Source organism: Sporomusa sp. KB1 (genome assembly GCF_007830295.1).
Lineage (GTDB): Bacteria > Bacillota > Negativicutes > Sporomusales > Sporomusaceae > Sporomusa.
In genome coordinates this window covers 2164654-2190461 of the sequence record NZ_VLKC01000002.1, presented here as the reverse complement: position 1 = coordinate 2190461, position 25808 = coordinate 2164654, and the positions used below count along the sequence as shown (strand labels likewise).

Annotated in this window: 27 protein-coding genes; 7 read left to right on the top strand and 20 right to left on the bottom strand. The window is 44.5% G+C overall.

What is annotated here, in order from left to right:
- Positions 1-32: 32 nt before the first annotated feature.
- Both cphA and SALPA_RS13795 read right to left on the bottom strand, forming a co-directional pair.
- On the bottom strand, positions 33-2699 hold the full coding sequence (gene cphA / locus SALPA_RS13800) for a cyanophycin synthetase (protein WP_145094999.1): 2667 nt from the start codon (positions 2697-2699) through the stop codon (positions 33-35).
- A gap of 18 nt (positions 2700-2717) precedes the next feature.
- Positions 2718-3554, bottom strand: coding sequence for a cyanophycinase (locus SALPA_RS13795; RefSeq protein ID WP_145094996.1), 837 nt, complete (start codon positions 3552-3554; stop codon positions 2718-2720).
- 144 nt (positions 3555-3698) lie between these two features.
- Between SALPA_RS13795 and SALPA_RS13790 the strand changes: the two genes are divergently transcribed.
- On the top strand, positions 3699-4073 hold the full coding sequence (locus tag SALPA_RS13790; RefSeq protein WP_145094993.1) for a L,D-transpeptidase: 375 nt from the start codon (positions 3699-3701) through the stop codon (positions 4071-4073).
- A gap of 127 nt (positions 4074-4200) precedes the next feature.
- On the opposite strand, the gene SALPA_RS13785 is transcribed toward SALPA_RS13790, so the two are convergent.
- Positions 4201-4413, bottom strand: coding sequence for a hypothetical protein (locus SALPA_RS13785; protein ID WP_145094990.1), 213 nt, complete (start codon positions 4411-4413; stop codon positions 4201-4203).
- Between the two features lie 193 nt (positions 4414-4606).
- Between SALPA_RS13785 and SALPA_RS29050 the strand changes: the two genes are divergently transcribed.
- Positions 4607-4753 (top strand): hypothetical protein, encoded by a 147-nt coding sequence (locus SALPA_RS29050; protein WP_186451069.1) that lies wholly within the window; start codon positions 4607-4609, stop codon positions 4751-4753.
- Between the two features lie 48 nt (positions 4754-4801).
- Here SALPA_RS29050 and SALPA_RS29045 read toward each other — a convergent pair whose 3' ends face one another.
- Entirely contained in the window at positions 4802-4966 is a 165-nt protein-coding gene (locus SALPA_RS29045; RefSeq protein ID WP_186451068.1) for a hypothetical protein, read from the bottom strand.
- Positions 4967-5049: 83 nt separating this feature from the next.
- Between SALPA_RS29045 and SALPA_RS13780 the strand changes: the two genes are divergently transcribed.
- Both SALPA_RS13780 and SALPA_RS33255 read left to right on the top strand, forming a co-directional pair.
- A complete protein-coding gene (locus tag SALPA_RS13780; RefSeq protein WP_145094987.1) occupies positions 5050-6564 on the top strand; it encodes a recombinase family protein in 1515 nt (504 codons plus the stop codon).
- Positions 6565-6616: 52 nt separating this feature from the next.
- Positions 6617-6712 carry a L,D-transpeptidase gene (locus SALPA_RS33255; RefSeq protein ID WP_342747399.1) on the top strand — a complete coding sequence of 32 codons (96 nt, stop codon included), beginning with the start codon at positions 6617-6619 and terminating at the stop codon, positions 6710-6712.
- Here SALPA_RS33255 and SALPA_RS13770 read toward each other — a convergent pair.
- The 4 genes from SALPA_RS13770 to SALPA_RS13755 all read right to left on the bottom strand — a co-directional run bounded on the left by SALPA_RS13770 (position 6674) and on the right by SALPA_RS13755 (position 9981).
- A complete protein-coding gene (locus SALPA_RS13770) occupies positions 6674-7477 on the bottom strand; it encodes a HipA family kinase (RefSeq protein ID WP_145094984.1) in 804 nt (267 codons plus the stop codon). The genes SALPA_RS33255 and SALPA_RS13770 overlap by 39 nt on opposite strands.
- 234 nt (positions 7478-7711) lie before the next feature.
- Positions 7712-8671: an SH3 domain-containing protein gene (locus SALPA_RS13765; protein ID WP_145094981.1), complete on the bottom strand. Its 960-nt coding sequence runs from the start codon at positions 8669-8671 to the stop codon at positions 7712-7714.
- 37 nt (positions 8672-8708) lie between these two features.
- On the bottom strand, positions 8709-9383 hold the full coding sequence (locus tag SALPA_RS13760; RefSeq protein WP_145094978.1) for a DUF3794 domain-containing protein: 675 nt from the start codon (positions 9381-9383) through the stop codon (positions 8709-8711).
- A gap of 211 nt (positions 9384-9594) precedes the next feature.
- On the bottom strand, positions 9595-9981 hold the full coding sequence (locus tag SALPA_RS13755; protein ID WP_145094975.1) for a hypothetical protein: 387 nt from the start codon (positions 9979-9981) through the stop codon (positions 9595-9597).
- 517 nt (positions 9982-10498) lie between these two features.
- Between SALPA_RS13755 and SALPA_RS13750 the strand changes: the two genes are divergently transcribed.
- A complete protein-coding gene (locus SALPA_RS13750; protein WP_145094972.1) occupies positions 10499-10783 on the top strand; it encodes a hypothetical protein in 285 nt (94 codons plus the stop codon).
- 59 nt (positions 10784-10842) lie between these two features.
- Here SALPA_RS13750 and SALPA_RS13745 read toward each other — a convergent pair whose 3' ends face one another.
- The 3 genes from SALPA_RS13745 to yabG form a co-directional block, all read right to left on the bottom strand.
- Positions 10843-11547: a CAP domain-containing protein gene (locus SALPA_RS13745; protein WP_145094970.1), complete on the bottom strand. Its 705-nt coding sequence runs from the start codon at positions 11545-11547 to the stop codon at positions 10843-10845.
- 178 nt (positions 11548-11725) lie between these two features.
- Positions 11726-13465, bottom strand: coding sequence for a TaqI-like C-terminal specificity domain-containing protein (locus tag SALPA_RS13740; protein WP_186451067.1), 1740 nt, complete (start codon positions 13463-13465; stop codon positions 11726-11728).
- 101 nt (positions 13466-13566) lie between these two features.
- Entirely contained in the window at positions 13567-14442 is an 876-nt protein-coding gene (gene yabG, locus SALPA_RS13735; protein WP_255451201.1) for a sporulation peptidase YabG, read from the bottom strand.
- A 181-nt stretch (positions 14443-14623) separates the two neighbouring features.
- On the opposite strand from yabG, the gene SALPA_RS13730 reads away from it, so the two are divergent.
- A complete protein-coding gene (locus SALPA_RS13730; protein WP_255451200.1) occupies positions 14624-15430 on the top strand; it encodes a glycosyltransferase family A protein in 807 nt (268 codons plus the stop codon).
- 28 nt (positions 15431-15458) lie between these two features.
- Here the strand turns inward: SALPA_RS13730 and rsmA are convergent, their stop codons facing one another.
- The 6 genes from rsmA to metG all read right to left on the bottom strand — a co-directional run bounded on the left by rsmA (position 15459) and on the right by metG (position 22817).
- Complete coding sequence (gene rsmA, locus SALPA_RS13725) at positions 15459-16322, bottom strand: 16S rRNA (adenine(1518)-N(6)/adenine(1519)-N(6))-dimethyltransferase RsmA (protein WP_145094957.1); 864 nt, start codon at positions 16320-16322, stop codon at positions 15459-15461.
- Positions 16312-16893 carry a ribonuclease M5 gene (gene rnmV / locus SALPA_RS13720; RefSeq protein WP_186451066.1) on the bottom strand — a complete coding sequence of 194 codons (582 nt, stop codon included), beginning with the start codon at positions 16891-16893 and terminating at the stop codon, positions 16312-16314. The genes rsmA and rnmV overlap by 11 nt, the downstream gene beginning before the upstream one ends.
- 74 nt (positions 16894-16967) lie before the next feature.
- On the bottom strand, positions 16968-18695 hold the full coding sequence (locus SALPA_RS13715) for an ABC transporter ATP-binding protein/permease (RefSeq protein ID WP_145094951.1): 1728 nt from the start codon (positions 18693-18695) through the stop codon (positions 16968-16970).
- 144 nt (positions 18696-18839) lie between these two features.
- Positions 18840-19829, bottom strand: coding sequence for a 3D domain-containing protein (locus tag SALPA_RS13710; RefSeq protein ID WP_145094948.1), 990 nt, complete (start codon positions 19827-19829; stop codon positions 18840-18842).
- Positions 19830-20113: 284 nt separating this feature from the next.
- A complete protein-coding gene (locus SALPA_RS13705; protein ID WP_145094945.1) occupies positions 20114-20878 on the bottom strand; it encodes a TatD family hydrolase in 765 nt (254 codons plus the stop codon).
- A 1-nt stretch (position 20879) separates the two neighbouring features.
- Positions 20880-22817, bottom strand: a complete 1938-nt coding sequence (metG, locus tag SALPA_RS13700) for a methionine--tRNA ligase (protein WP_145094942.1) — start codon at positions 22815-22817, stop codon at positions 20880-20882.
- Between the two features lie 285 nt (positions 22818-23102).
- Here metG and SALPA_RS13695 point away from each other — a divergent pair, with 285 nt between their 5' ends.
- Positions 23103-23351 (top strand): AbrB/MazE/SpoVT family DNA-binding domain-containing protein, encoded by a 249-nt coding sequence (locus tag SALPA_RS13695; RefSeq protein WP_145094939.1) that lies wholly within the window; start codon positions 23103-23105, stop codon positions 23349-23351.
- A gap of 37 nt (positions 23352-23388) precedes the next feature.
- On the opposite strand, the gene rsmI is transcribed toward SALPA_RS13695, so the two are convergent.
- The 3 genes from rsmI to SALPA_RS13680 all read right to left on the bottom strand — a co-directional run bounded on the left by rsmI (position 23389) and on the right by SALPA_RS13680 (position 25808).
- Positions 23389-24183 carry a 16S rRNA (cytidine(1402)-2'-O)-methyltransferase gene (gene rsmI / locus SALPA_RS13690; protein ID WP_222428178.1) on the bottom strand — a complete coding sequence of 265 codons (795 nt, stop codon included), beginning with the start codon at positions 24181-24183 and terminating at the stop codon, positions 23389-23391.
- Between the two features lie 63 nt (positions 24184-24246).
- Positions 24247-24996, bottom strand: coding sequence for a tRNA1(Val) (adenine(37)-N6)-methyltransferase (locus SALPA_RS13685; RefSeq protein WP_145094932.1), 750 nt, complete (start codon positions 24994-24996; stop codon positions 24247-24249).
- Positions 24996-25808 (bottom strand): stage 0 sporulation family protein, encoded by an 813-nt coding sequence (locus SALPA_RS13680; protein WP_145094929.1) that lies wholly within the window; start codon positions 25806-25808, stop codon positions 24996-24998. The genes SALPA_RS13685 and SALPA_RS13680 overlap by 1 nt, the downstream gene beginning before the upstream one ends.

Genomic DNA, 25808 nt, shown 5'->3' with positions numbered 1-25808 from the left:
CAACTACCAACCTGCTTTCCATATTTTTTTCATTATCCTTTGATTCGCATTCCGGCGACCACTAATTTCGGGAGGTCTGTTCTACACAAGCAGCCGGATTTTTGTCTCTGCTCAAACCCGGTTATCGTCGTCATGACAACATCATAGTTTTCGTAAAAAATGGCAATTAAATCGTCTGCAACGGCCTGGTTCAAAGCAGTAGTCACGGCCTCGCATTCATCAAAAATGGTGGTTACCTGCGCAGCAGCCATCCCAGCTTCCAAAGCACCTTGCAACAGCAGGGCTGCTGTCTCACCCGGCTGCCGCCCCCGCAAATCACAATCTTCCTTAATATAGATACTGTCAAATCCCTGGCCGGCAGCCCTGCCAAGGCTGATGATAACATCATCCCTCCGGTCCCCAGGTGCCGCAATAACTCCAATCAATCTTCGTGGCTTAAGGCGCCTTAAAGTACTTGCCAACGCCTGACAACCAGCCGGATTGTGAGCGTAATCAACGCAAACCCGAAAACCCGCCATCGCCATCAGCATAAGTCTCCCCGGGTTTTGGTTAAAGCTGATCACGCCTTTATGAATAGCCTCTAAGGATAGCTTCTGCGACCAACAAGCCGCAACGGCAATTACAGTGTTTTGAATATTATGATAGGCAAACCCCTGCAAGGTAAGGGGGACATTAACAATTGTAATCAGAACTTGCTCTTTTTTTCCCGCTGCCAGATAAATGGCATCATTTTTGACAAAACAGGCCCGGCCCCCTTCACCGAGATGGCGACGAACAATAATATTGTCAGGCTGGGTACTAAAATAAATAATTTCACTCTTTGTCCGTACCTTGAGATCTGCCACCCGGCTATCATCTGCATTTAAAAGCACAACACCATCTGGCCGCACGCGTTCAATAACCAAAGACTTAATATAGGCCAAATCCTCAAGATCCTCAATACCATCCTGCCCAATATGATCTTCGGTAATATTCGTAATTATGCCGACATCAGCAAAATCATAGCCCAATCCACCTCGGATGATACCACCGCGAGCGACTTCCAATACAGCCACTTCTACCGCAGGATCAGACAATATCATGGCCGTACTGGCTGGACCAGTTGTGTCACCTTGCATAATACACTCCTGATCCACATAGATGCCGCTAGAGGTGGTCATGCCTGTTTTATAGCCAGCTTGCCGAAAGATATGACCAATAAGCCTAGTAACCGTGGTTTTGCCATTTGTGCCAGTGACGGCAATTATCGGTATCCGGCCATCGGCCCCATTAGGAAATAGATAATCAACAATGACTGCGCCTAAATCACGGGGTATCCCCGAACTTGGATACAAATGCATTCTAAGGCCAGGCGCAGCATTAATTTCGATAATGGCCCCTTGCCCGGCAGCCAGCGGCCGACAAATATCAGGCATAACCAGGTCAACCCCTGCCACATCCAGACCAGTAAGCCGCACTGCCCGCTCCACCAGCCGGATGATGTCCGGGTGAATACTGGCAGTTACGTCTTTGGCTGTTGCACCAGTACTCAGATTCGCATTGTCACGGATATCGACCAGCTGTCCGGCAGCTGGGATAGACGCTGCTGATAGGTTTTGCCGGGACAGGGTCATAATGGCCGCGGCATCTATTTGCAAACAGGTTAGCGGGCGACTGTGACCACTGCCACGAGCCGGATCTAGATTAACCAATTCAACCAGTTCAGCAATTGAATGAATACCGTCGCCAACAACATGGGCCGGTATCCGCTCAGCCCCTGCCGCCAGTTTACCATTAACAACACACAATCGATACTGGCGGCCTGCTACATATTCTTCTACCAACACCCGCTCATCATACTCGGCAGCCAATTGATAGGCCCGTTCCGCCTCGGCTTTATTCCAAATATTTAGCGTAACCCCGTTTCCGTGGTTACCATTGACAGGTTTAATAACAACCGGCGCACCGATCCTATCAAGAGCAGCGACAGCCTCTGCCAAGCTTGTAACAACATATCCCTCCGGTACAGGCACAGCATTTTGCCGCAACAACGTATTGGTAAGGAATTTATCTCCCACCAACTCAACAGCCAAGGAACTTGTTTGTCCAGTAATACTAGCCCAAACCCGCTGTTGCTTATTGCCATAGCCGAGAATAAGAAAATTAACTTCATAATCCGGACGCAAAACAGGAATACCCCGCCGTCGCGCCGCTTCATAAATAGCTGCTGTACTTGGTCCCAATCTGCCCTCTTCTCCCATTTTCTTTAGCTTCGCGACTGCCTCTGGCACATTAAAAGCTTGTCCATTAAGCACCGCCACAAGCAAACGGTAGGCACCGTCAGCGGCAGCTAGCCCTACCTGACCTGATTTACAACCAAATACAACCTGATAAATGCCCCGACGCCCCGACCCGCGGGTCTTGCCAAAAGCAGAGGCATATTCGTCACCGCTCAGCGACTGTAGTTCAAGCGCTACGTGCTCAAAAATGTGTGCCAGATACGTTCCCTCGTGCAAACGTTCTACAAAACCGCCAGGATAACCCCGTGAACAGCTATGCTTGTGTAGTCCTGGCAGTAATGCTAATAAGCACACGACAAAATCAACCATTCCACTGCTGTCTATATCTTCATAGCTGCCAATATCAATAGTCGCTTTAATAACCGGGCGATAACTGTAGATGTTAGGTCCGGCAATAAAGCGTGTAGATAATAATTTCATGTTGCAATCCTCCTTTAGCTAGTTAGTAGCAAGCTGCAATGGCAGCCTTAGATTTAAATCAAAACCAAATCCTGCAGGCAAAATGTGTAATAGTACATTAGATATGGCTAATGGCTGATAGCGATTGGACTCAGAAATGTTGGAATAGATAATACTCTTACCGTCAATAATGGTCACCGTCTGTGAGCCAATTACCTGACAAAGCCGGTCGGGTCCAACAACAAGGGCTGTATCTTCGTCAATGCCGATTCCCAAAACATGCGGATTTTGGGCGACTGCTTCTAGCAAACGGTTAATACGTCCACGTTGGGCAAAATGCTGATCAACTACCCCCTCTGCTAAAAACCCCATGCCCTGAGCCATGATTAGGGAAGACTTTTTAGGCGTATCATTGGAGTTACCGGCTACAATCATGGTCTCACTCATAACAGCTGCCCCTGCACTTGTCCCGGCAATGACAGCTCCTTGCCTGAAAGCAGCCCGAATGGCAGCGTCAACGGCTGACCCTCCAAGAATACTGGTAAAACGCAGTTGGTCGCCGCCTGTGAAAAATATGCCGGTGGCCTGCTTTATAATCTCAGCCTGTTCCTGTTGGTTTGCCGCCTCCCGGTCGGCAACAGCCATAATGGTGACTGCCGCCACTCCGAGAGAAGAAAATAGTTGCCGGTATTCATTACCCACAAGGCGGGGCTGGCCGGTGGCAGTAGCAATCACTACAATCTGGCTATTTTTGCCGCCAGCCATATCTATAAACTGACGCAAGATCAAGCACTCGCCTACTTTATCTTCATGACCGCCAATGATAAGTAAACTACCGCACGGTTTGTCTTTATTTGCTGTTATTGTGTCATTCATCCTAACATAATTCTCCTATTTATCTTATGCTCCTATTTTTACCAAAATTGTATAAAATTTATTCAATAGGTTTTTATTAACCGAATTGACTGGTATTGAATATAATGAAGCAGAAAAACGGGAGCAAACGGAGGTCGAAGCATATTGAATATTAGAAAGATTTATTTGCCCGAATCTTTAAAAAACATTACGCTGGCAGCAGGCGAAAGTTATATCTCCTACTGTCAAAACCTGACTGCCACCACTGAGGAAGTAATACCAATCTCCCCTATCAGAGCTAGCCACATATTGCCCAGAGCTAATATTTTGCTGGTTAAATCCCAGCGCCAAATAACCTTATTTGATGGTAATAACCCAGTCCGTCAATACCCAGTTGCCATCGGCAAACCATCAACCCCAACGCCTACCGGCAATTTTGCCATTGCCACGAAAATTACCAACCCAGGCGGAGTGCTCGGCACACGCTGGATGGGCCTCAATTATGATGCCTATGGCCTTCATGGCACAAACACACATTGATAAAAAAAACATGACAGAAATTAAGACTTCCTATATATGTATAAACGTTTAGAAACTATATTATCTCCAGAGCTAACACCGTTAGAATACTTATTGGGGAACATGAAAAAAGAGCCCGCAGGCTCAATTAATGACTCGATACTAATCCTTTGCTTTTTTTCGCAAACAATAGATAGCTGTTCAAGTAGTCAATCAAATCTTTATACTCTTGATTGCTAAGCTTAGATATCGGCTTGTCTCCTATAGCATCATGTATAAACGCGTTTACCTCTCCCTCTACATATCCTAAGCCAACCATTTGCTTCTTCAAAGAATCAATTTCCTCGATCATTGCACCCATTTCCATCACCCTATTATTATTTTTATATCTATTTCGACATCCTTTACTATACTTCCTTAAGACAAATTTACTAACTTTACAGGTCAAAAGTCCTATTAGGATTGATTACCGCTTGCTACAAATTGGTGCATATCCTTAAAGCATTACTCGTATAATGAATCAATTAGGAATCAGTTTTAGGGAGGATTAATAGATGGATAATCAACAGATTGCTACATTAACTGCTCAAATTGTTGCAGCAGCTGCAAGTAATACACAATTAATGCCTAGTGCAACATCGATAACAAATCTTTATCAGCAGGTATTTAACGTAATTAAGCAAATGGATAAAACAACTTGATTTTGCCGCTGCGCGGCTTTTTATTTTTTTATAGTTTTTCCCTCTGTCTTAGGACTTACCGGATTTACTTGGCTTAATTATCTTAGCTTGCTCCTCTACTGACATAGCTTCCCACCTAGCCATAATAATTTTTGCCATTGCTGCTTCAAAGGCTTCCTGGGCTGCTTCGGTTACAGGAAAACTAGAGTTTTCCTCATCAATCACACCAATCATGTCACCACCCCCGGTAAAACATATGCGGTTACTGGTTGTACTCTTGCATAAAATCATATAGATAAGGAGTGTGAAATAACAAAATGAACGCAATTTATGCTCGCGTCAGTACAGAAGAACAAGCGAAAACCGGCTATTCCCTCCCTGACCAAATAGCATCATGCAAAGCATTATTATTTAAACAGGGTAAAACAAACATAGTAGAGTATGTAGACGAGGGCTATAGCGGCGAATTTATCGACCGTCCGGCCTTAACTAGTCTCCGCGACGATATTGCTGCCGGGAGAATTGAAACGGTTGTCGTGTATGATCCTGATCGACTAGCCCGTAAACTATCTATTCAACTACTAGTAGCGGAAGAGATGGAAAAAGCAAAGGTCGAATTGCGGTTCATTACCGGGAACTATGATGCCAGTCCGGAAGGAAGGTTGTTTTTCTCTATGCGTGGCGCCATAGCGGAATTTGAAAAAGCTAAGATACTTGACCGGACACTACGCGGCAAAAAGAAAAAATCGTCCCAGGGTAAAATCATCCAGGATTTTGGATTGTTTGGTTATAGTTACGATCAAGCTAATTGCACCTATACCATTAATGAGACGCAGGCTGCTGTTGTCCGTGAAATCTATCGACTTGTCATAGATGATCAGATGAGCATTGAACGCGTACAAAAAGAACTAAAGAAAAGAGTTGTTTTATCGCCTACCGGCAAAGCACTCTGGCCAACCTCTTCGCTTCATAACCTATTGACTAATAGGACATACACGGGCACCTTTCACAGTATGAAGAACCGGCAACAGAAAACCGGGATAGATACACGCAAGACAATGGAACGCCCAAAAGATGAATGGATTTCTATTCCTGTGCCAGCTATTGTCGACGAGATGACTTTTGAACGCGTACAGCATCAGCTGAAGCAAAACAAAGCAACCACAAAAAGACCGTTTATCCATCCCTATCTTTTTGCCGGAATAATGTATTGTGGTGTTTGTGGCCGCCGTATGCTAGCCCATCATTGTGCGTTCAGAGATGGCAGTTATAAGCCTTACTACCAGTGCGCTACACAAAGATACAGCGATCTTCGCAATGCAGGCCTCAAATGTGCCAGCAGGAGCCTTCCTGCTGAGGCTTTAGATGCCGTTCTATGGTCTAAGCTGGCAGAGGCATTAAAAAACCATGAGAAGGCTAAAAAGTTCATACCGAAACCAAAGCCGGTTGCCAACAACAAGGTAGAGACCAAAAGACTCAATCAAATGGAGTCTGAACTTGTAAAGCGCCGTGAAACGATTACTAAGTGGTTTAGGCAGCAAAAGCTATCTGAAAAAGATGCCGAGGAAGAGCTGGACCAAATACGAGCACAATTAATTGATATCGAAGAAAGAAGAAATGTACTGAAACCTCTCGAAGCACCTGTTGCAGCAAAATTAAGTTTCGCGGAAGTCGCCGCTCAACTACGACCCTTGATTGAGCAAGGCGATCTTACGCCTGATGAAAAGAAATCCATTATCAGAGCTGTGCTTACAAAAGTTACCGTAGTAAGAACTGACAAACCAAGTGTCAAAAAGCCGCCAGTGTTTAAAATTACGTGGGAAACGATATAATTTGTCATGCTTATTTGCTCAAAGCATCAATGCCCCCTGGCTAATTGGTCAAATGGTATCTAACGGCTGTATCCGGATGCATAACGCGCATGCTGAAGAGATATTTACCTTAATAAATATCGGTACCCCGATGTATATTCGGGATTAGCTGGCTTAATTGTTCTGCTACCCAGCAGGCTTTGTCACGCCTGCTAACAAGAAATTCAAGCAAAGCCTGCCGCTCCGCCTTATCAGGCAGCCACTCCTCAGGAATACTATCCATAAACTGAGCAAATTTCGCATCCTCAATATTCTTAACGGCTGCAGCATACTTGAATAATTGCGCTGGCCGTAGATAATATTTCAAAAGCACACCATAGGAACGGCGATGATTTACCGTAATCGTATCAACTAACTCTTCCAGCATACCAGTTGTCCATTTGCCACGACGAAACAAATGTGAATTATCAATCGCATACAGCTTATAGCCATCCCGTTCTTTGCGAATTAGCAGATTTTTTCTATTTTCCGTCCGGTCAGGATTATGGAACAAGTGGTCAAACAGCATAACGCCAGCCATTTGCTCTTTATTTACTGCCTGATGCAGATTGTATTTGTTTACATAGCCAACTCCTTGTAAATACTCACACCCAAAGTGCCAACCCGGCAGTACGGCGGCAGCAGTCAAACGCCGGCTACTAGCCAATACCTTCGGAGAAATGTCAATAAGTCCCCCTGGTGGAAAGCAAAGCTTCAGCCAATCGCCAAAATGAGCAGCTAGCAACTCGTTTACGAGAACCTTGGACCCAAGACGATTGGATGATAACTTAACAACACATACCTTTACTTCTCCACAGTCATTTTCGGCGCGAAATAGTTGTGGAGATGTAGCTCCCAGCCCAACCGGACCGATATATTTTAACGCCCGATACATTAGGCCATCTCCTCTCACCGCTGATAAAGATTTAACCTTTTCATCTGGACCAAAAATCCCGGCAGCTTAGCGCCTCCGGGATTTTGGCTTGAGCAAATTAAAACAATACCCAGGGATGATTACTATCCCTGGGTCGCTATTTTATCCTAACAAAAGGTTTAACTTCTTAAAAACAGGATAAGGGCAACCTCGGGTTCCACTATCCTTCAAGGCTCGGTATAAGCCATATTTTCTTTACCCTTTTGCATTAACTGTAGTGCTATTTACCAGCCAACTGGCTATCCAGCCAGTGGTAGTACCATCAGTAAGCACTACTTTGTACCAACCAAAAGCCTGTTCCTTAACAGTTAATGTCGTGCCTTTGTTAACCTTTGTTACAACAGGGAAATTTGTGCCAGGTCCACTTCTGATATTAACTGTATTGCCAGTTACTGTTACCGTGCCGGTGGCACTAGTGGCTGTACCAGCGGTCGGTGTCATCGGACCGGTGACGATAACATTTTGTTCGCCAAACCCTGCTATGTTTCCACCACCAGTTTCTGCAGCTGATACATTTTCATCAGTAAACTGACTGGCACTGACTTTGTCTGTTGATGTAGTACTTCCAACTACACCGATTTCATCGATAGGACTTAATGCATATACATCCATCTCGGTGGTAGTAACTACCCGGGCCCAGACCTTAAGTACAATAGTAATATGCACCTTGCGCCTATCATGATGGCAGTGGAAATCATAGTCAACAAATTCCACAGTTGCATCGGCAGTTGCCTTCATCTCAGGTTCAGCACCATCAATCACAATATCCCGCGTCCAACGAATGTGCCTTTTCTCAAACGCGTGTACCGGCTGATCAGGTAAATCAGCAACATACATTACCTTTACCTCTAATTCACCACGCACAATGACCTTGTCAGGAATAACATCAACTTTGTTAATTTCCAGCTCCTTCACATATACGTCAACTACTTGTTCAATATCTGGCTTCTGCGCCGGAACAAACAAATCAAGTTCCACAACCCGTTGGGCCATTTCAGCACCCAGGACTTGTTCTACCTCAATTGTCTCCGGACCTGGTTCCGGGCAGCCGCATTCCAATTCAGCACTATCAACAGTAGTTACACCGGCAACTGTTTTCGTAGTCACACCGGAAGTATTACTTGAACCAGAAGCTGCTCTCGTTTTATCATCCATGGTTTCCCCCCCTCTCCGTTGATACCTAAAGAAAACCCTAACCTTTGGGTGTAGTTGGCAACGTTCCCGTTCCAATAGTAACTTCCCGATCAGTCATAACTTTGGCGATGACTTTTAAAATAACTGATACGTCAAATTCCCGGCAGTTGCGATGATGATGGTGACCATGATGGTCACAATCATGGTCATGATCATGGTCGTGGTCGTGACAGTCATTGTCGTGGTCGTGGTCGTAGTCGTAACAGTCATTGTCATCATCATCGTCCTCGCCGTCATCACATTCGATAGGCTCAAAATTTTTGTATTTATAGGCACGGTGATGGTCTTCAACATCATAATCCACAAACTCAACAATAACGCTAGCCTCAGCATCCATCCCCCGGCGTGCCCCAGGAATATCAATATCAAGAGTCCACCGATAATGCTTAACTTCTACAGCATGAACAGGCTGCTCAGGCAGAGCGGCTACATAAATGGCTTTAATCTCGAACTCACCCCGAACAATAACTTTATCGGTAATTACATCAACACTATTTACTTCTACTTCTTTAACAAATACATCAACAATTTGCTCAATGGAAGGTTTTCTTTCCGGAACAACCACGTGAATATCCAGTGCTTTTTGTTTTTCTTTTTCTCCCACTATTTGACGCACGATAATAGTTCCGGTTTCAATGCCAAGAGTGCACTTGTTATTGGCTCTATCGTTCATGCAGATTCCCCCCTTTGTATATTCTAATTATATATATGCCTGCACTAATTTTTATGTGACAAAAAATGTATTACTGCAGGCAAATCTCTAAGCTATAACTATGACTAATGTCCGGAAAACATACCCCGAAATTTCCATCATGTAACAAACAAAAAAACATCTGTAGTCAATAGAACTACAAATGCTTTTTCCTGCCTTATGCTTGTTTCGCTTACCACTTAGGGCACAATAATTCTTTTTTTTCCATTTTCCCTTTTTCCTTACTTTCATATATTTCTATCTCAAGGAAAAATCGTTCTACAATTATCTTATTAATCATTTCTTGTACCTGTTTGGCAGTTTCGTCAACACCTGTTTCAATGGAAACCCAAAGTGCTTTCCTTTCTTCCAGGGTTAACGTTGATGGTACAACTAAATTGAACGTAGGCTCAAACCATTTATTGGCATAATTATTGATAAAACTCATCATCCGCGAAGCCACAGTCTCAATGAAATCCTGATCTTCCGATACATTGAACAGCCACTCCCGAATGAGCTTCTCTATTTCCGTTAAGTTGGGTTCAGATTTCGCAGGAAACGGAATCACCTGTGCTGCCAAAGTATATCCCTCCTATAGCCGCCAAAAAATTATGTTAAAATCGATTATATATATTTTTTTTATTATCGCAGGTAATTATTTAAAATATATTTGTCTGTAAACCAATTATGTCTTACATTATTTTCTAAAGGAATTCTAAAATTATTTGGTTATACTGATACCTACAATTTGTTGAAATAAAAAAATTACGGAAGATGTATGGTGCCTTCCTCCACAAGCTTGATCCGTACATCTTCCGTTAATATAAAAAAGTAGATAACTTTACTTAACTGCTCTTTTTAAAGAGGCTGAAATTCTTGGTTTTATAAAGATTTCAGCTTCTTTTCTTTACTATATAGTTCATTGTGCCTTGACCTCACAGAATCTACCTGTAAACTTCTTCACTGCTGATATATAAACACAATACCGGAAAACAACATAACATTTTTTCCCTGTTATTCATAGTATATATCAGATGCTCTTCCCCCTAGGGGGAGAAAACATGCCCATCTAAATAAATAAGGAGGTAATATAATTAATGAAGTCTTATAAAAAATATCCCAACTGGAAGTGCGATGATGATTATAGCAAATGCGACGGTCCTGACAAACATGAACCGATGGATGATGACTGCAACGATATGGATATGTCGTGCTGCACTCCCAAAATGAAATGCCAGCCTACTAAAGAATGTGTTAAAACTTTTAAATGTTACTATAAGCTTTATAGAATCTGCACCTATCGGTTATATAAAGTATGTCCTTATTGCGGTCACGAATTCGATTACCATGAGCATCGTGGTGGCTGCCCGAAGTGTATGTAATTGGAATAGCAAAATCCGCGCCAAAGGGCGCGGATTTTGCTATTCCAATAAAATTGTTCCTATTTTTTGATAAACTCTTGCACTACATACACAGACCCTGCAGTATTAGTACGAACGCCAATACCCACATCAGTATAGTTGGAGTTCAAAATATTGGCCCGATGACCGGAGCTGCTCATAAAGGCTTTTTCAGCAGCCGTTACATTACTGTTGATGGCCAGATTCTCACCGGCGGCGCTGTAGCTAATACCCGCTTGCTTCATACGATCGAAAGGAGATTGTCCTTCCGGATTGTAGTGCGAAAAATAGTTACGGTTAATCATATCCTGTCCATAGTTTTCTGCTAAACGCACCAGGCTCATGTTGATTTTGAGCGCAGGCAGACCATTGGCTGCGCGATCAGCGTTTAATAATTGAAATGCTTTGGCTTCATCGGCTGTAAGCCCTGAGGTAGTTGTTGTCGTCTGAGATGTTGAGCCTGTAGTAGAAGTACCCGGCGTAGTAGTAGTCGTCGTCGGAGTCGTCGTAGTATTTTTTCTTGCCGACTCACTGGTGCCACCCTTTTTTCCACTAACAACCATAGCTAGTAAACCAAGAGCTACTAAGCCGCCAATAACTGCCTTGTCATCCCCATTTTGAATAGATTCATCTTTTACCTCTGCCGCATAAGCCGTTGTCGCCCATGCACCACCAAAAGAGGTAGTAAGCAGCGACATTATCATCAACCCGAGAATTGTTTTAGTTACCGATTTTTTAAGCTTCATTAATTTTACATAACCAACCTTCTAGTGTTTGTTTTTAAGGATATAAGTGCCGTTATATTGGCATTTATTTGGTTGCAAACTGATCACTCAGTCTGATGTTATGTAATATTCGCTCCTTTTGTGTAAACTCCTGTTTCCGGGCATATAACAATTTATGTATAAAGGAAAGAAGACCTCACTATTCACATCGCCTCTTCGCCTGCTTGCCCTTGCTAATGCTCTGCTCAATATACAGGCTATCGCTTACAGATAACCCATATATCTCATAGACTACTTTATTCAGTTCATTATAGATACCATTATCTTCAATTCCACAGCCACCCTGCTCGGCCAACTGTTTTGCTAACTGAACTAACAAACCGACACGCTGTTCGTCAATGATTAGCGGCAGTTTTTCCACCATTTCAATATCCACTTGCGCCATAGATCGCCCTTTTTCCAAAGTGACAGTCTGATAATAAAAATTCATTAACCGGGAATTAAGAATAGCCACCAAATATTCTAAACTAAGCTCACCTTTATCTACCACCAGCGAATGAATATTATTCAGATGGTAGTACCCCGATTTGTCTACAGCAGCGATTAAACTATCGCCTGTCTGTCTGAGGAAAATCTTGGGTCCAGCCATAACTTCTCCATCCCAACCGCCTTTATTTAGTTTGGTCGGATCAACGTCCAGCCAGTCACCCTGATAGGAAAGCCCAAAAGGCAATACCTGTGCTGAGGATACCAGCCCCGGACGCCAGGTATCGCCTTGCCTCATCTTACTTTTTATATCTGCCTGCACAGTAAGCGAGCGCATGCCTGTCCTGATTTTTGTTATATCACCAAACCGACAGGGGGCTTGATCCAGCTTATCAACAATAGCTTTATCCCTTGCCAGAAAAAACAACCGAAACCGTTTATACACCTGCTCAGAGAAATACGCCTGCGGATATTGATAGGCAGTAGGTACAATCTCTGTTTCATTAATTTTCTTGACCGTTACTACGGCCGTTGATTTGGCTTCCTCACTACTTTCTTTTTGCAAAATGGTAATAGCCGGAATTCCCACTACCACGCCGCCAAATACCTTCGCATTTACCAATGCCAGTTCTTGTACCCTACAATTATCGAGAATAAACTCGCGAATTTTAGAATAGTAGCGCCCTAGCAGATAGCTGTCAGGCGTAATATAGCCGAGATAACCCCCTGGCTTTAGCGCCAAAATACCACGTTCCAAAAATAGCGCATAATAGCTAAGTTTATACTGCGCCGAATGAGGATAGTTCATCCGCAAATACTGCGCCTGCCCGGCAGTCACTTTGCCTACCCGGTTTAATCCAAAACTGATATAGGGTGGATTACCAATAACATAATCATATTTTCGCGTCCAAAAATCGGCTAGCCGCAAACGGTCATTGCCGGTATAACCGTCCACCTCTATCAGATCCTCTTCCCATTTAATTAGACTGTCACAGGTAAGCAAATTCATAGTATCCGAATCCAGTGAAGACAGTGTTTCCTGCTTTTCCAACAATCTTTCTTGTGCCTTATTTATTGCAGCTTCATCCATATCAGCTCCATATAAACAATAGTGGATAATGTGGTAATGCAGGTTTTCTCTACGCCAGTAGGATCTGCCTTCCAGATAATGTTCTGTCATGACAGTTTTGATCATGTATCGCTGCTTGGCATACCTGGCTCGCAATACAGGCAGGTTCTCAACAAACTTAGCCAGCAGCAAATCATAGGCCGCCACCAAAAAGTTGCCTGACCCACAAGCTGGATCAAGAACTCGCGGCACCGGATTTACCACTATATCATGCTGCGCCAGCGTGCATGCCAGAATATATTTCACAATATGTACTGGCGTATAAAAAACACCGCCAGCCTTACGGGCGTTCCTACTGCCTTGCGGTTCTCCTGTTACTACCACATTAGACCTCCACATACAATTAGTATTTGACAAGATAATAGTTCGTCAAAATACTATCGTTCCCTTTTTTCAGGTCGGTGGTGTGTGTGTTGAGTCTGTTGTTATTTAATTGGCGTTTTTGGCATACCTAATCGGAATTTCCCTCTGGTCTCCAGACCACCTACGCCATCAACTCCGGTTACTGATGCCGTAATAGCGTCACTTACATCAACTATCCGGTTTATCGGTGTGAAAGCTACCTTTTCTGCAATAAACACCGGGTCATATGCATGAATAAAAATGCGGTTAGGTGAGCTGGCGAAGTTGGCGCCCGCAGATAAAATAGCTTCAAAATGTGATTGGCAAGCCCCGGCAAATATAACTAATTCATCGCGGGAAGGCTCAACTAGGCGGGCTTTTTTTACAGCTGCAACAAAGTGTTTCGAGTTGCGGTAGTTATTGATATCATTTATATCCTTTTTACCATTGCCAATTAAGGCATCATGACCTGTAAACACCAGAATATCCGGCCGGATTTCTTCTAATAAATTGCTAATAACGTCCGCTTGTTTACTTTCTTCCACCCAACGGCCCACTGCCTGAAGATTAAGTTGATTGTAGGTTTTCAAGCACATTTTAAGGTATTCCTCATCACCGTCAAGATGTAATACCCGGCCAGGCAAATCAAAGAAAGTGAATTTTTTGGTGGCCTCAGACCGCCTTAATTCAATTTGTTCCCGTTCGCGGCTGCGGCGTACCAGGACCTGCCGCAGGGTATTGTTATGCATATTTTCCATGCGAACAATTTCATTGCGTAAATGTTCTGCTTCAATCGGCTCTAAATCATCGATAGGCGAATCAGCCATTAGCCGTAAATGTAGCCCCTTTAGCACACAGTGTGTTTGCTGGGTATCGTCAACAAATATGTCAGTTACCTTAAAAACAATATCGCCGCCATGAGATTTTCTAATAACCAGGTCGCCTACTTGAATGTCCACCTTAATCCCCCCTTAACCAGTGGCTATAACTATTACATCCTATGTAACGCCTAGCTAAAGTGCCACAAAATTACTGACTACACCTGGTGGCAAATGCCTTCTCTCCGCTATATACTATAGTGAGCCCTCATAAGGCTGCTTTCAGCATACATTTTTACACGCATCCTTACACTCCGAGGTGATGGACGTGATTTGCGTGGTCGTTCCGGCCAAAAATGAGGGAGGGCGCATTAGCACTGTATTGCAAAATCTGGGAACATTGCCTATTGACCACATTATCTTAGTGTCCAATGGTTCCAAAGACAGTACAATGCGCGAAGTTTTACAAATGCGTCTTCCAAAACTCCAAATTATCTATTTCCATGAATGTTTAGGCATTGACACGCCCCGCGCCATTGGCGCTAAAGTAGCTTTGGCACTGGGCAGCGATGTTGTCGCTTTTGTTGATGGCGACATGGTAGGTACTTTTAATGAGAATTTGATGGAGCTGGTTGATGGTATATTGTTGAAACACCTGGATATGGCCTTAACCAATTGTTATCCTTCTCCACCACGCCATATCGAACGCTATAACCCTACTTTTCAATGGCGTCTCAATCTTAATAAAGAGTTGGGGCTTGATAAAAAAATTAATTTAGCCAGCCCGGCCCATGGCCCCCATGCCGTCTCCCGCCGCCTCCTGGAAACAGTGCCCTTGCGTGAGCTGGCTATTCCCCCTGTTACCATGGCGCTTGCGCGCATGCACAAGCTAAAAATTGATGTAGCCACTACCATTCCCCACTATCGTCTAGGCTCCTCTGTGAAAAATCAAATTCATACCAACAAAATCATTGATACCATTGTCGGCGATTGCCTGGAAGCCATTGCCGCCTTTCATAACCAAAGTCGCAACCGTCAATGGCAGAACAAAACCTACCTGGGCTATCATATTGACCGACGCTTAGATTTGTTAGATATGTTTCTTAACGAAAAGCCCTGCTCAAAATGAGCAGGGCTTTAAGGGTTTATAAATTCACTTAGCTATCACTTACTAATTTTGACCAGGAGTTAGCAATAGCGGCAAACTCGGCCAGCGATAATTGCTCGCCACGACGCCCACCATCTATTTGGGCCTGCGTCAATACTTGCTCCAGCTCTTCTTTGCTAAGGCCAGCCGACTTAAGGCCATTAGCCAAGGTTTTCCGACGCTGAGCAAAGGCAGCCTTAACAACCCGGAAAAACATTTTTTCACTAACAAGCTCAACCGGCGGCACCGTACGCACAGTACAACGGATAACGGCCGATTCTACAGCAGGTTTCGGAATAAAAGCCTGCGGTGGCACAATAAACATAATTTCCGGCTCTGTATAATACTGAACAGCTACTGACAGTGCCCCATAATCCTTGCCGCCAGGCTTGGCCACCATACGCTGCGCCACCTCTTTTTGTACCATAGTAACAAGCAGTTCGACAGGCAGTCTCTCTTCCAGGAATTTCATAATAATAGGAGTTGTAATATAGTAGGGCAAATTAGCAACAACTTTGTATCTTTCTTTGTTTATTTCCCGGGAAATGTCAATTTTTAAAATATCACCATGAATAACCCTGACATTATTATACCCTGCCAGCGTCTTACCAAGGATCTCCAGCAGGCGACGGTCAAGCTCGACTGCAGTAACCTCAGCCCCAGCTTCAGCTAGTCCCTGGGTCAACGTGCCAATCCCCGGTCCAATCTCAAGTACAGGTTCACCTTCACAAACGTTAGCGGCCGACACAATTCCTGCCACGACATTGCCGTCAACCAGGAAATTTTGCCCTAATTTTTTGCTCATATGGATACCAAAGGTTTTTAATATATGTAAAGTTACCTCTTTTTGTGCAATACACGGCTTAATCGCCATAATTTGGTTCCTCCACACCACTGCTTAGATTAGCAGCATCATCCAACTTATCTACTGCCCCTGCAAACTCGGCACGGGTAACGCCATAATGATTGAGCCGATAAAAAAAGCCCTTAGCATTAGCATAGCCGATACCCAGAATTTCACCAACCGCCGCCCGTCGGATAGTGGCGTCCGGCACACCAGTCAATCTGCTTATTATAATATCCTGCCAGCTAAACTCACTTGATGGCTGCCACTCATGCAGCCGCACTTTACTAAGCGCATCTCGAATGGCCTCCGGCGAGGCCTGTTCAATGCCAATATCATCATTCGCATAAGCTTGTTCTCTTGGTACGAACGCATGTTTAGCTTTGGCAAAACGCTGGGCTAAGTATTTACGAATGCGCTCACCCGCACTGTCCGGATCAGTCAAAATAATAATCCCCCGCCGTTTATAAGCATCATCAATCCGGCTTATGGTGCGTGGCAATAGGTTAAACCCATCTGTAGCAATACATTCCGCATCCACTGCCCGTTTAACAGCAGCAATGTCCTGTTTGCCCTCAACTACTATTACTTCTTTAATCATTTCGCTCTCCATCTTTTTGTGCGTAACACGCACTATGAATATAGTATCACATTTAGCGCTTTTTTATCTATATGTTATAAAGTAAGCATACTCCAACACCCGGTTCCATCCAGAGTCAATTTCTTTTTGTGATAGCTGTTTAGTGTACCCCGGTGACCAACGCTGATCATGGCCGTATTTTGCAGCTGTTCACACAGTAGTTTGTACAATACACGTTCTGTGGGTTCATCAAGCGCTGATGTTGCCTCATCCATAAACAGCCACTCAGGCTTATGAATAAGAGCCCGCACAAAAGCAATCCGCTGCTGCTCGCCCAACGACAGCACATGTGACCATTCTTCCACCCTATCAAGCTGATCCTTCAGCCCCTCCAATTTACACAGCGACATAGCCGTATAAATGTCTTCATCATTAACCGGCTGCCGGGGGCCCGGGTAGAGCAAAACCTCCCGCAGCGTGCCAAGCGGCAGGTAGGCTTTTTGCGGCAGAAACAAGGAACTTTGGCCTTTAGGCACAGTTATCTCTCCCTGAGCATAAGGCCATAAGCCGGCAAGCGTCCGCAATAGCGTACTTTTGCCGCTGCCGGAGGAACCAGCCACCAGCAGGGAATCACCTGCTGCCAATGACAAATTAAGTTCTGACAACAACCGCCGGCCATCAGGCAAGTCAATATTCAGGTCAGACACCCTCAAGGCCGGATCTGACGTCTGATGAATCACCGCACCGTTATTAGCTAACGCATTTACTTTCTCCATATTACCAACAAAGCCGGTTAGCCGGTCAACCACCGATTTCCACTCGGCCAGCAAGGGGTAGCTCTCAACAAAAAAGGATAGCGCATCTTGTACCTTGCCAAAGGCCAATGCGGTCTGGAGCAATCCGCCAAGTTGAATCTCTTTGGCAAAGTACCGGGGAGCAGCTACTAGAAACGGAAAAATAATTGCAATTTGACCATAGCCTGAGGTAAACCAAGTCAGTTGTTTCTGGCGTTTCATAATCTGCCAGAAATTATCCAAGACACTGCCAAATCTGCCCATAAACGACTGACCCTCCCGGGCTTCGCCACCGTAAAAGGCAATGCTCTCACTATTTTCTCTCAGCCGTACCAAGCTAAAACGAAAATCAGCTTCATAGCGCTGCTGATCAAAATTGAGCTTAGTTAACGGCTTACCAATTTTGTGGGTCAGCCAAGTCCCAACAACCGCATACAATATAGCAAACCATACCATATACCCGGAAATTGTCACTTCTGTACTGCCTACAGGAAGGGTAAGCGTACCTGACAACTGCCACAAGATAGCAATAAAGGATACTAGCGTAACCACGGCTTTTAAAAGACCTAGCGACAAACGCAGGCTGTAATTGGTAAACAGCCGCAGATCTTCGCTAATACGCTGGTCAGGATTATCGGTGTTATTCTCGATAAGCTGCAGCCGGTAATAGGTCTGTTTTGCCAGCCAACTGTCCAAATATTGCTGCGTCATCCACCGCCGCCATTTTATCTCCAGCATCTGCTGCAGGTACAGCTGATACACGGCAACAATAATGTAAATAGCAGCCAGCCCGCTAAACTCAAGCAGAGCGCTGAAAGCTTCTTCGCTATCCAAATTCTGCAGGGCGTTATAAAAGCGGTTATTCCATTGATTAAATAATACCAAAATATAAACATAAGCTAAATTCAGCGTTATAATTACCGTCGCTAGTCCCCACGCCCGCCACTTCTCTTCTGAAAACCAATAGCCGCGGGCCAATTGCCAACAATCTTTCAAAAAGCCGAGGTTAATGCCAGCCAATAACACCATTCCCTTCACCACAAATATAATTGTTCCTATTTCGTTGCCCGGGTTATCTACTCCTTCTAAAGGCCAAAAAATTTGTATGCCTTTCCTTACTACGAAATATATAATTCAAAAGGAAATGGCAGAGCCTAAAGCTCTGCCATTTCCTTACTCATCTAAGATATAGACCTTCACTGTCCGGCGGCCAAATCGGTAGGCTTCACTGGCACTTTCCATACACAAATCAATTTTGTCACCAACAATGGCACCGCCGGTATCGGCTGCCAGCCCCATCCCATAGCCAGGAACATACACCTGGGTACCTAACGGGATAACTTCCGGATCAACAGCAACAATACCATGACCGGCGGCAATTCCGGTGGCCGTCAACCCCTGGGATGATCCATCTGTTGGTAAATAGGCGCTAGCTTCCATATAGCGTACACCGCTAAACCGCATCGACCCCCGCGAGGTGTCTACCCTATCCCGGGTTCCAACCCGGATGATTTGAGGTTTAGCACTTACTGCTACAACCTCGGACAGAACATCGGCAGAAACTTTAACGCCATCTTCAAATTTAACGCGAACCGCGGCTTTCTTAAGACCATTCTCTCCTGCCTGCACAGTTTCTTCCACCCCTTTTTCCAGGGTAGGATCAGGTTGGCGAATAATCTGGTACAACTCAGGAATTTCCTGCTCTTCAATCTTCTCACTTAATGTAATGGCCTTAATGTTCATGCCGGCAACCGGTTTAGTGTCATCTCCCGGCATCAACCTTACCTTTTCTTGCGGTATTCCTGCCTGATCGGCAATATCGCGCACCGTGGGCTTAGCTGCAAGTAAATTAATATTTTTTCCTTGATATATAACCGTTACGGGTACGGCACGAAATACCTCAATGACTGTTCCGGTAGTCACACTGGTTGTCGACAACCTGATTTCATCTTCGGGACTAAGTGTAATTCCAGCTTGTTGCAAGATTTTATACGGACTTGAGTACAAGGTACTGACAGTGTAGTTTTGACCATCGGTAATAATATGTACCTGTTTATGTGCCCAAACAAATCCGGTTGCCACCAGTGATGCCAGCAGTAGCGCCAGAATCAACACTACTTTTCGCTGACCATACTTAGCTAGTATAGACCTTTCATCACTCATGAAATACCCCCTTTCTGCGAGCCATAAAATTATATCATAATTTGGTTAATAAGTCAATAAATTAACCATAATTATCCGGATATTGCTCGTGTATTCTCATTTATTTTAAATTTTATCCTTATAATTTATATTCCAAATGTCCAAGCAAAATAAAAGAGACCTGTGGAATGTGAATCATAAAATAAAGAAATTCAGCAATATTCTATTATTGTAAAATATTCGCTGAATTTCCATTTTATTCCTGCCTATGTAAAATATTTATTTTTACTATGGAAATATACGACTTACCCAATATCAAAAAGCCGCTTAGTATTTATTGTCGCCGCCTCCGCCAGAGCAGCAAACTCCATATTCCTGACACAAGCCACTTCTTCAGCAGTAAATTTGACATACGCAGGCTCATTGCGCCGGCCCCGAAAGGGCTTAGGTGTCAGATAGGGGCAATCTGTCTCTACCAGCAGCCGCTCAAGGGGTACGTTTGCCGCCACCTCTTTAAGCTTGCCGTCTTTGGCAAAAGTAACAGGCCCGGCAAAGGAGATGTAAAAACCCAGCTTGATAACTTCCCTGGCCATCTCTAAGCTACCGGAATAACAATGCAGCACACCTGTCAAACCCTTGGCTTCTTTTTTAATAATCGCCATCAAATCACCATGGGCATCCCGGTCATGGATAATAACCGGCTTATTGCATTGGCGCGCCACATCAAGCTGGCGGATAAACACCTGCTGTTGAAGCTCGCGCGGTGATAAATCATAATAATAATCAAGCCCAATTTCGCCGATAGACACCACCTTAGGTTTACGGGTCCAATCAGCTAGCTGCTCGTAATCACTGTCCCTGGCTTCTTTGGCATCATGGGGATGGATACCAACGGCGGCATAAATAAATGCATGTTCTTCGGATAAGGCGATTGAACGGGCCGAGGATTCCATACAAGCACCAGCGTTCAATATCCCCACAAGGCCAGCCTCCTGGGCCCGTGCAATAACTGCAGCCCGATCCTCGTCAAACCGGTTATCATCAATATGGGCATGTGAATCAAATAGCATCTTACTTCACCCTGCTGCCAGGCGGCATATCGGCTGTCACAAGCTGCAATTTTTCATCACAGGAGGCGGCCAATACCATGCCGCGGGATTCTATGCCCCGGATTTTAGCAGGCTTCAGATTGACTACCATAACCACATTCTGCCCCACGAGTTGCTCAGGCTCATAATGTTTGGCTATTCCTGAAATAATGGTACGTTGCTCTGTTCCCAGATCTACCGTTAAAAGCAATAACTTATCGGCTTTTTTAACCTTCTCGGCCGCCAGTACCTTGACTACCCGCAAATCAATTTTGGCAAATTCTTCAATGGTAATTTCGGGTATACCCGGTGTGGCCGGGGTCTCAGGCTGGGGTGCAGGCACAGCTGCTGTTTGCGTCGATTGTGTTTCAGCCTGACTGTCCAATTGCTCCTCAATGCGGGGAAAAATCGGCTCAGCTTTGGCGACAACAGTGCCAACTGGTAAACCACCCCAGACTTGAGCCTCATTAAATTGCACGCTGGCAAAGTCAGTTTTAAGGCCAAGCTGCCGCCAAATTTTCGGCGATGTTTGCGGCATAAACGGTGAAATCAAGATAGCCACAATTCGTAGAACCTCGGCTAAATTGTACAGTACAGTATGTAGACGGCCTTTTTTGGCAGGGTCTTTAGCCAGTGCCCAAGGTCCGGTCTCATCAATATATTTATTGGTACGCCCAATAAGCGCCCATACTTCTTTGAGAGTAGCATTAATATCCTGCTGCTCCATATGTTGTTCATACCGAACAGCCGTAGTGCGTGCTAACTCAATAAGCTCCTGGTCAATAGCCTCATTCTCACCCGGTGCTTCGATAACACCACCATTAAAGCGGCCAATCATACTCAGACTGCGATGCAGCAGATTCCCCAAATCATTAGCTAAGTCGGCATTGATCCGGTTAATGAGTGCGTCACGCGAAAAATTGCCGTCAAGCCCTAAGGTAATTTCCCGCAGCAAAAAATAGCGGATAGCATCGGCACCAAATTCATCAATCAAGGCCAACGGATCAATCACATTGCCCTTAGACTTAGACATCTTGTCACCCTCGACTACCAGCCAACCGTGACCATATACCTTCTTAGGCAATTCTATCCCCAGTGCCATCAAAATTACCGGCCAGATAATGCTATGGAAGCGCACAATTTCTTTACCAACCAAGTGGATATCGGCAGGCCAATATTTAGCGAATTTTTCTTTATCATTTAAGTAACCGGCTGCTGTTATATAGTTTGTCAGAGCATCAAACCATACATAAACTACATGCTTGGTATCAAAGGGAACCGGGATTCCCCAGTCAAAGGTTGTCCGGGACACACACAAGTCTTCCAGACCGCCTTTGATAAAATTAAGCATCTCATTACGACGCGAAGCAGGCTGGATAAAATCCGGATTTTCATCAATATATTTCAGCAACCGGTCCTGATACTTAGCCATCCGGAAAAAGTAGCTTTCTTCCTTGACAATTTCGACTGGCCGGCCGCAATCCGGGCATTTGCCGTCAGTTAGCTGACGTTCCATCCAGAAGGTCTCGCAAGGTGTACAGTACCAGCCCTCATATTCCGCTTTATAAATATCACCCTGATCATAGATTTTTTGAAAGACCGCCTGTACCAATTCGTGATGCCGCTTTTCAGTAGTACGAATAAAATCGTCATTGGATATACCCAATTTTTCCCATAGATGCTTAAATGAAGCTACAATCTTATCCACATAAGCCAACGGCGTAGTATTCGTCTCCTCAGCCTTACGCTGAATCTTTTGGCCATGTTCGTCAGAACCTGTCAAAAAGAATACATCAAAACCTGATAGCCGCTTATAACGGGCAATACTGTCTGCAATGGTAGTACAGTATGCATGTCCAATATGTAATCGGTCACTTGGATAATAAATAGGTGTAGTAATATAAAAGGGTTTCTTTGACATAATGTCCTCCTTCAGTGAACGCACTATTTTTATTTTTCCAATTATAGGCATTGGAAATATAGTTGTCAATAGTTGTATTTTTCGACAGAATGTAGTAGTATATGACATTGAATAGAAATTTTATTCCTTTCAAATGACACATTTGAAAAAAAAATCTTCATTTTGTAAAAAATTGGGTTGACACGCTTTGTAATATTTGGTATTATTTAGTTGAGCGATTTTTGTCGAATATTGTTATTCGATGTTCCTTAGAAAATTAATTGTAGAGTGAAGGGAGACAGGAAAATGAAATCAACTGGCATTGTACGTAAAGTAGACGAACTAGGTAGGGTGGTTATTCCTATCGAATTGCGCCGTACTCTTGATATCGCAGAAAAAGATGCTCTCGAGATTTATGTCGATAGCGACCGCATCATTCTCCGCAAATATGAACCAGCCTGTGTGTTCTGTGGTAATGCAGCTGACGTAACCAACTTCAAAGGTAAAAACGTTTGTAAAGATTGCCTCGATTCTATGGGACAAGCAGCCGTCTAATCCGCCTTTTAAGAAAGTTAGCCTTTCGGTTAGGTAGCTATGAATCTGTAAGAACAGCTTGGTATACCTGTCGTTTCGGCAGACCATTTTGCGACGCCACCTCACGGATGGCGTCCTTTTTATTTACGCCCTGCTGGATTAGCAGTTGCACAGCTTGCACTATATCAGCTGTTGACAATGCAGTGGCAGGCTGATTCTGCGCTTCATTGTCAGGATTACCCTCTACAATAATGGTAAATTCTCCTCGCGGCTGATTTTGGCTAAAATGTTGCCCTAGCGTATACAAGCTGCCCCGGACAAATTCCTCAAATTTTTTTGTAAGTTCCCTGGCCGCTACCGCTTGGCGATCACCAAATGAAGTTATCAATTCCTCCAGTGTTGCCCGCACCCGGTGCGGCGCTTCATAAAATACCAATGTATACGGACAGTTAGCTAATTTCTCAAGCAGTTGCCGGCGGTGTTTTGTGGTCTTTGGTAAAAACCCAACAAAAGTAAATAACGCAGTGTCCATCCCTGATGCAATCAAGGCCGTCAGTGCCGCATTAGGTCCAGGCAACGGTACAACAGGTATACCGTTAGCTATTGCCATACGTACCAAGTCCACACCAGGATCAGAGATACCAGGCATACCCGCATCACTGACTAACGCAATACTCTCACCGAGCAGCAACCGGTCAATAATCTCCGGCCCCCGTTCAGCTTTATTATGTTCATGATAACTAATAAGTTGAGCATGAATGTCAAAATGGTTTAGTAGGTTACGTGTGTGTCTGGTATCTTCAGCCGCAATAGCAGCCGCTTCTTTCAAGACCCGTACAGCCCGAAAGGTCATGTCCTCCAAATTTCCCAGAGGAGTTGGACATAAATAGAGCGTGCCCGCTTCGGTCACTCAAGTTCACCTGTCCTGCTCATAGAGCTTCATAATATCCTCAGAATAGTTTCCATCAGTAGTATATACAAGTAAGGGCGGCAATACGTCTAGTCCCGGCTTTGCCCCTCGTACACCCTCAATAAGCACCATGTTAGGCTTCTTGTCCACCCGTGGATAAACAAACTGCAGCCGTTTGGGCTCAATGCCGGCCTGGCACATTGTTAGCATAATCTCTGCCAGACGTTCAGGCAAATGTACCATCGCAAACCGGCCGCGGTATTTAACAAGATGCCGGGCAGCAGCTACAATATCAGTTAAGCTGGCTGTCAATTCATGCCGGGCCATAGCTACCCGGTCATTGGGGTTTATATATCCACCCCCAACCGGACGGTAGGGAGGGTTAGAAACGACCAATTCAAAGTTACCACCTGGCAGCAAATCATGAATAAGACGAAGGTCACTGTTTAGAATCAGCAGTCTATCCTCCAGCCCGTTAAGCTTGGCACTACGGCTCGCCATGTCTGCCATGTCCGGATTGAGCTCAATACCAGTAACCGCTGCCGCTCCACGTGCTAGTAACAGTAAGCCGATAACACCAGTCCCTGCACCGAGATCTGCTGCTACGCCGTTTTGCCGCATACTGGCAAAATGAGCCAACAGGACCGCATCAAGCGAAAAACAAAATTCCTCCGGGTGTTGAATAAGCTTTAAGTTGTTAATAATCAGGTCATCCACTCGTTCGCCGGGTTTCAGACCTACTTTGGCAGAGGCCATTATTCCTTTTCCACCACTTCGTCCCAGGGAATAATCATGGTTTTCCCTTCAGCTAAACCAATGGTGGCTGTTCGTTTCTGCCGATTGAGAGATATGACCTTGCCTTCGCCATCGATAGTAATTACTTCCTTACCAACTGTTGGCGGCATAACCTTTTTCGGGCAGCTACAGCCGCTATAGCAGTCATTTTCGTATTTCAGACAACACATCAACCGGCCGCAAATCCCTGAAATCTTGGCTGGATTGAGTGATAAATTCTGTTCTTTGGCCATCCGAATAGAGACCGGTTCAAAATCTCCCAAAAAGGTAGCACAACATAGCGACCGGCCACAACAACCAATCCCATTCATCAATTTAGCCTCATCCCGTACTCCAATTTGCCGAAGCTCAATCCGGGTACGAAAGACACTAGCCAAGTCTTTTACCAGTTCGCGAAAATCAATCCGGCCTTCGGCAGTAAAGTAAAATATGATCTTATTGACATCAAAAGTATATTCCACATCCACCAGGTTCATAGGCAAACTATGAGCCTCTATTTTTTGCTCGCAAACTTTAAAAGCTTCTTTTTCCTTTTTTCGATTATCGTTAACTTTTTCTTCATCCTCAGCAGTCGCCTTACGCAATACAGGTTTTAACGGAGCAACAACCTGTTCTTCTTCCACCTGCCGCGGCCCAATAACGACATCACCAAACTCTAGTCCTCTTGCGGTTTCGACAATTACATAATCGCCTTCATGAATTTCAATGGCGTCTGGGTCAAAATAGTATATTTTACCCGCTTTTTTAAAGCGGACGCCCACTACTGTCAGCAT

Coding starts and splice junctions, on each gene's coding strand:
- cphA (WP_145094999.1), bottom strand. CDS start 2,699: ATGAAATTATTATCTACACGCTTTATTGCCGGACCTAACATCTACAGT.
- SALPA_RS13795 (WP_145094996.1), bottom strand. CDS start 3,554: ATGAATGACACAATAACAGCAAATAAAGACAAACCGTGCGGTAGTTTA.
- SALPA_RS13785 (WP_145094990.1), bottom strand. CDS start 4,413: ATGGGTGCAATGATCGAGGAAATTGATTCTTTGAAGAAGCAAATGGTT.
- SALPA_RS29050 (WP_186451069.1), top strand. CDS start 4,607: ATGGATAATCAACAGATTGCTACATTAACTGCTCAAATTGTTGCAGCA.
- SALPA_RS29045 (WP_186451068.1), bottom strand. CDS start 4,966: ATGATTGGTGTGATTGATGAGGAAAACTCTAGTTTTCCTGTAACCGAA.
- SALPA_RS13780 (WP_145094987.1), top strand. CDS start 5,050: ATGAACGCAATTTATGCTCGCGTCAGTACAGAAGAACAAGCGAAAACC.
- SALPA_RS33255 (WP_342747399.1), top strand. CDS start 6,617: ATGGTATCTAACGGCTGTATCCGGATGCATAACGCGCATGCTGAAGAG.
- SALPA_RS13770 (WP_145094984.1), bottom strand. CDS start 7,477: ATGTATCGGGCGTTAAAATATATCGGTCCGGTTGGGCTGGGAGCTACA.
- SALPA_RS13765 (WP_145094981.1), bottom strand. CDS start 8,671: ATGGATGATAAAACGAGAGCAGCTTCTGGTTCAAGTAATACTTCCGGT.
- SALPA_RS13760 (WP_145094978.1), bottom strand. CDS start 9,383: ATGAACGATAGAGCCAATAACAAGTGCACTCTTGGCATTGAAACCGGA.
- SALPA_RS13750 (WP_145094972.1), top strand. CDS start 10,499: ATGAAGTCTTATAAAAAATATCCCAACTGGAAGTGCGATGATGATTAT.
- SALPA_RS13745 (WP_145094970.1), bottom strand. CDS start 11,547: ATGAAGCTTAAAAAATCGGTAACTAAAACAATTCTCGGGTTGATGATA.
- SALPA_RS13730 (WP_255451200.1), top strand. CDS start 14,624: ATGGACGTGATTTGCGTGGTCGTTCCGGCCAAAAATGAGGGAGGGCGC.
- rsmA (WP_145094957.1), bottom strand. CDS start 16,322: ATGGCGATTAAGCCGTGTATTGCACAAAAAGAGGTAACTTTACATATA.
- rnmV (WP_186451066.1), bottom strand. CDS start 16,893: ATGATTAAAGAAGTAATAGTAGTTGAGGGCAAACAGGACATTGCTGCT.
- SALPA_RS13715 (WP_145094951.1), bottom strand. CDS start 18,695: ATGGTGTTATTGGCTGGCATTAACCTCGGCTTTTTGAAAGATTGTTGG.
- SALPA_RS13710 (WP_145094948.1), bottom strand. CDS start 19,829: ATGAGTGATGAAAGGTCTATACTAGCTAAGTATGGTCAGCGAAAAGTA.
- SALPA_RS13705 (WP_145094945.1), bottom strand. CDS start 20,878: ATGCTATTTGATTCACATGCCCATATTGATGATAACCGGTTTGACGAG.
- metG (WP_145094942.1), bottom strand. CDS start 22,817: ATGTCAAAGAAACCCTTTTATATTACTACACCTATTTATTATCCAAGT.
- SALPA_RS13695 (WP_145094939.1), top strand. CDS start 23,103: ATGAAATCAACTGGCATTGTACGTAAAGTAGACGAACTAGGTAGGGTG.
- rsmI (WP_222428178.1), bottom strand. CDS start 24,183: ATGACCTTTCGGGCTGTACGGGTCTTGAAAGAAGCGGCTGCTATTGCG.
- SALPA_RS13685 (WP_145094932.1), bottom strand. CDS start 24,996: ATGGCCTCTGCCAAAGTAGGTCTGAAACCCGGCGAACGAGTGGATGAC.
- SALPA_RS13680 (WP_145094929.1), bottom strand. CDS start 25,808: ATGCTGACAGTAGTGGGCGTCCGCTTTAAAAAAGCGGGTAAAATATAC.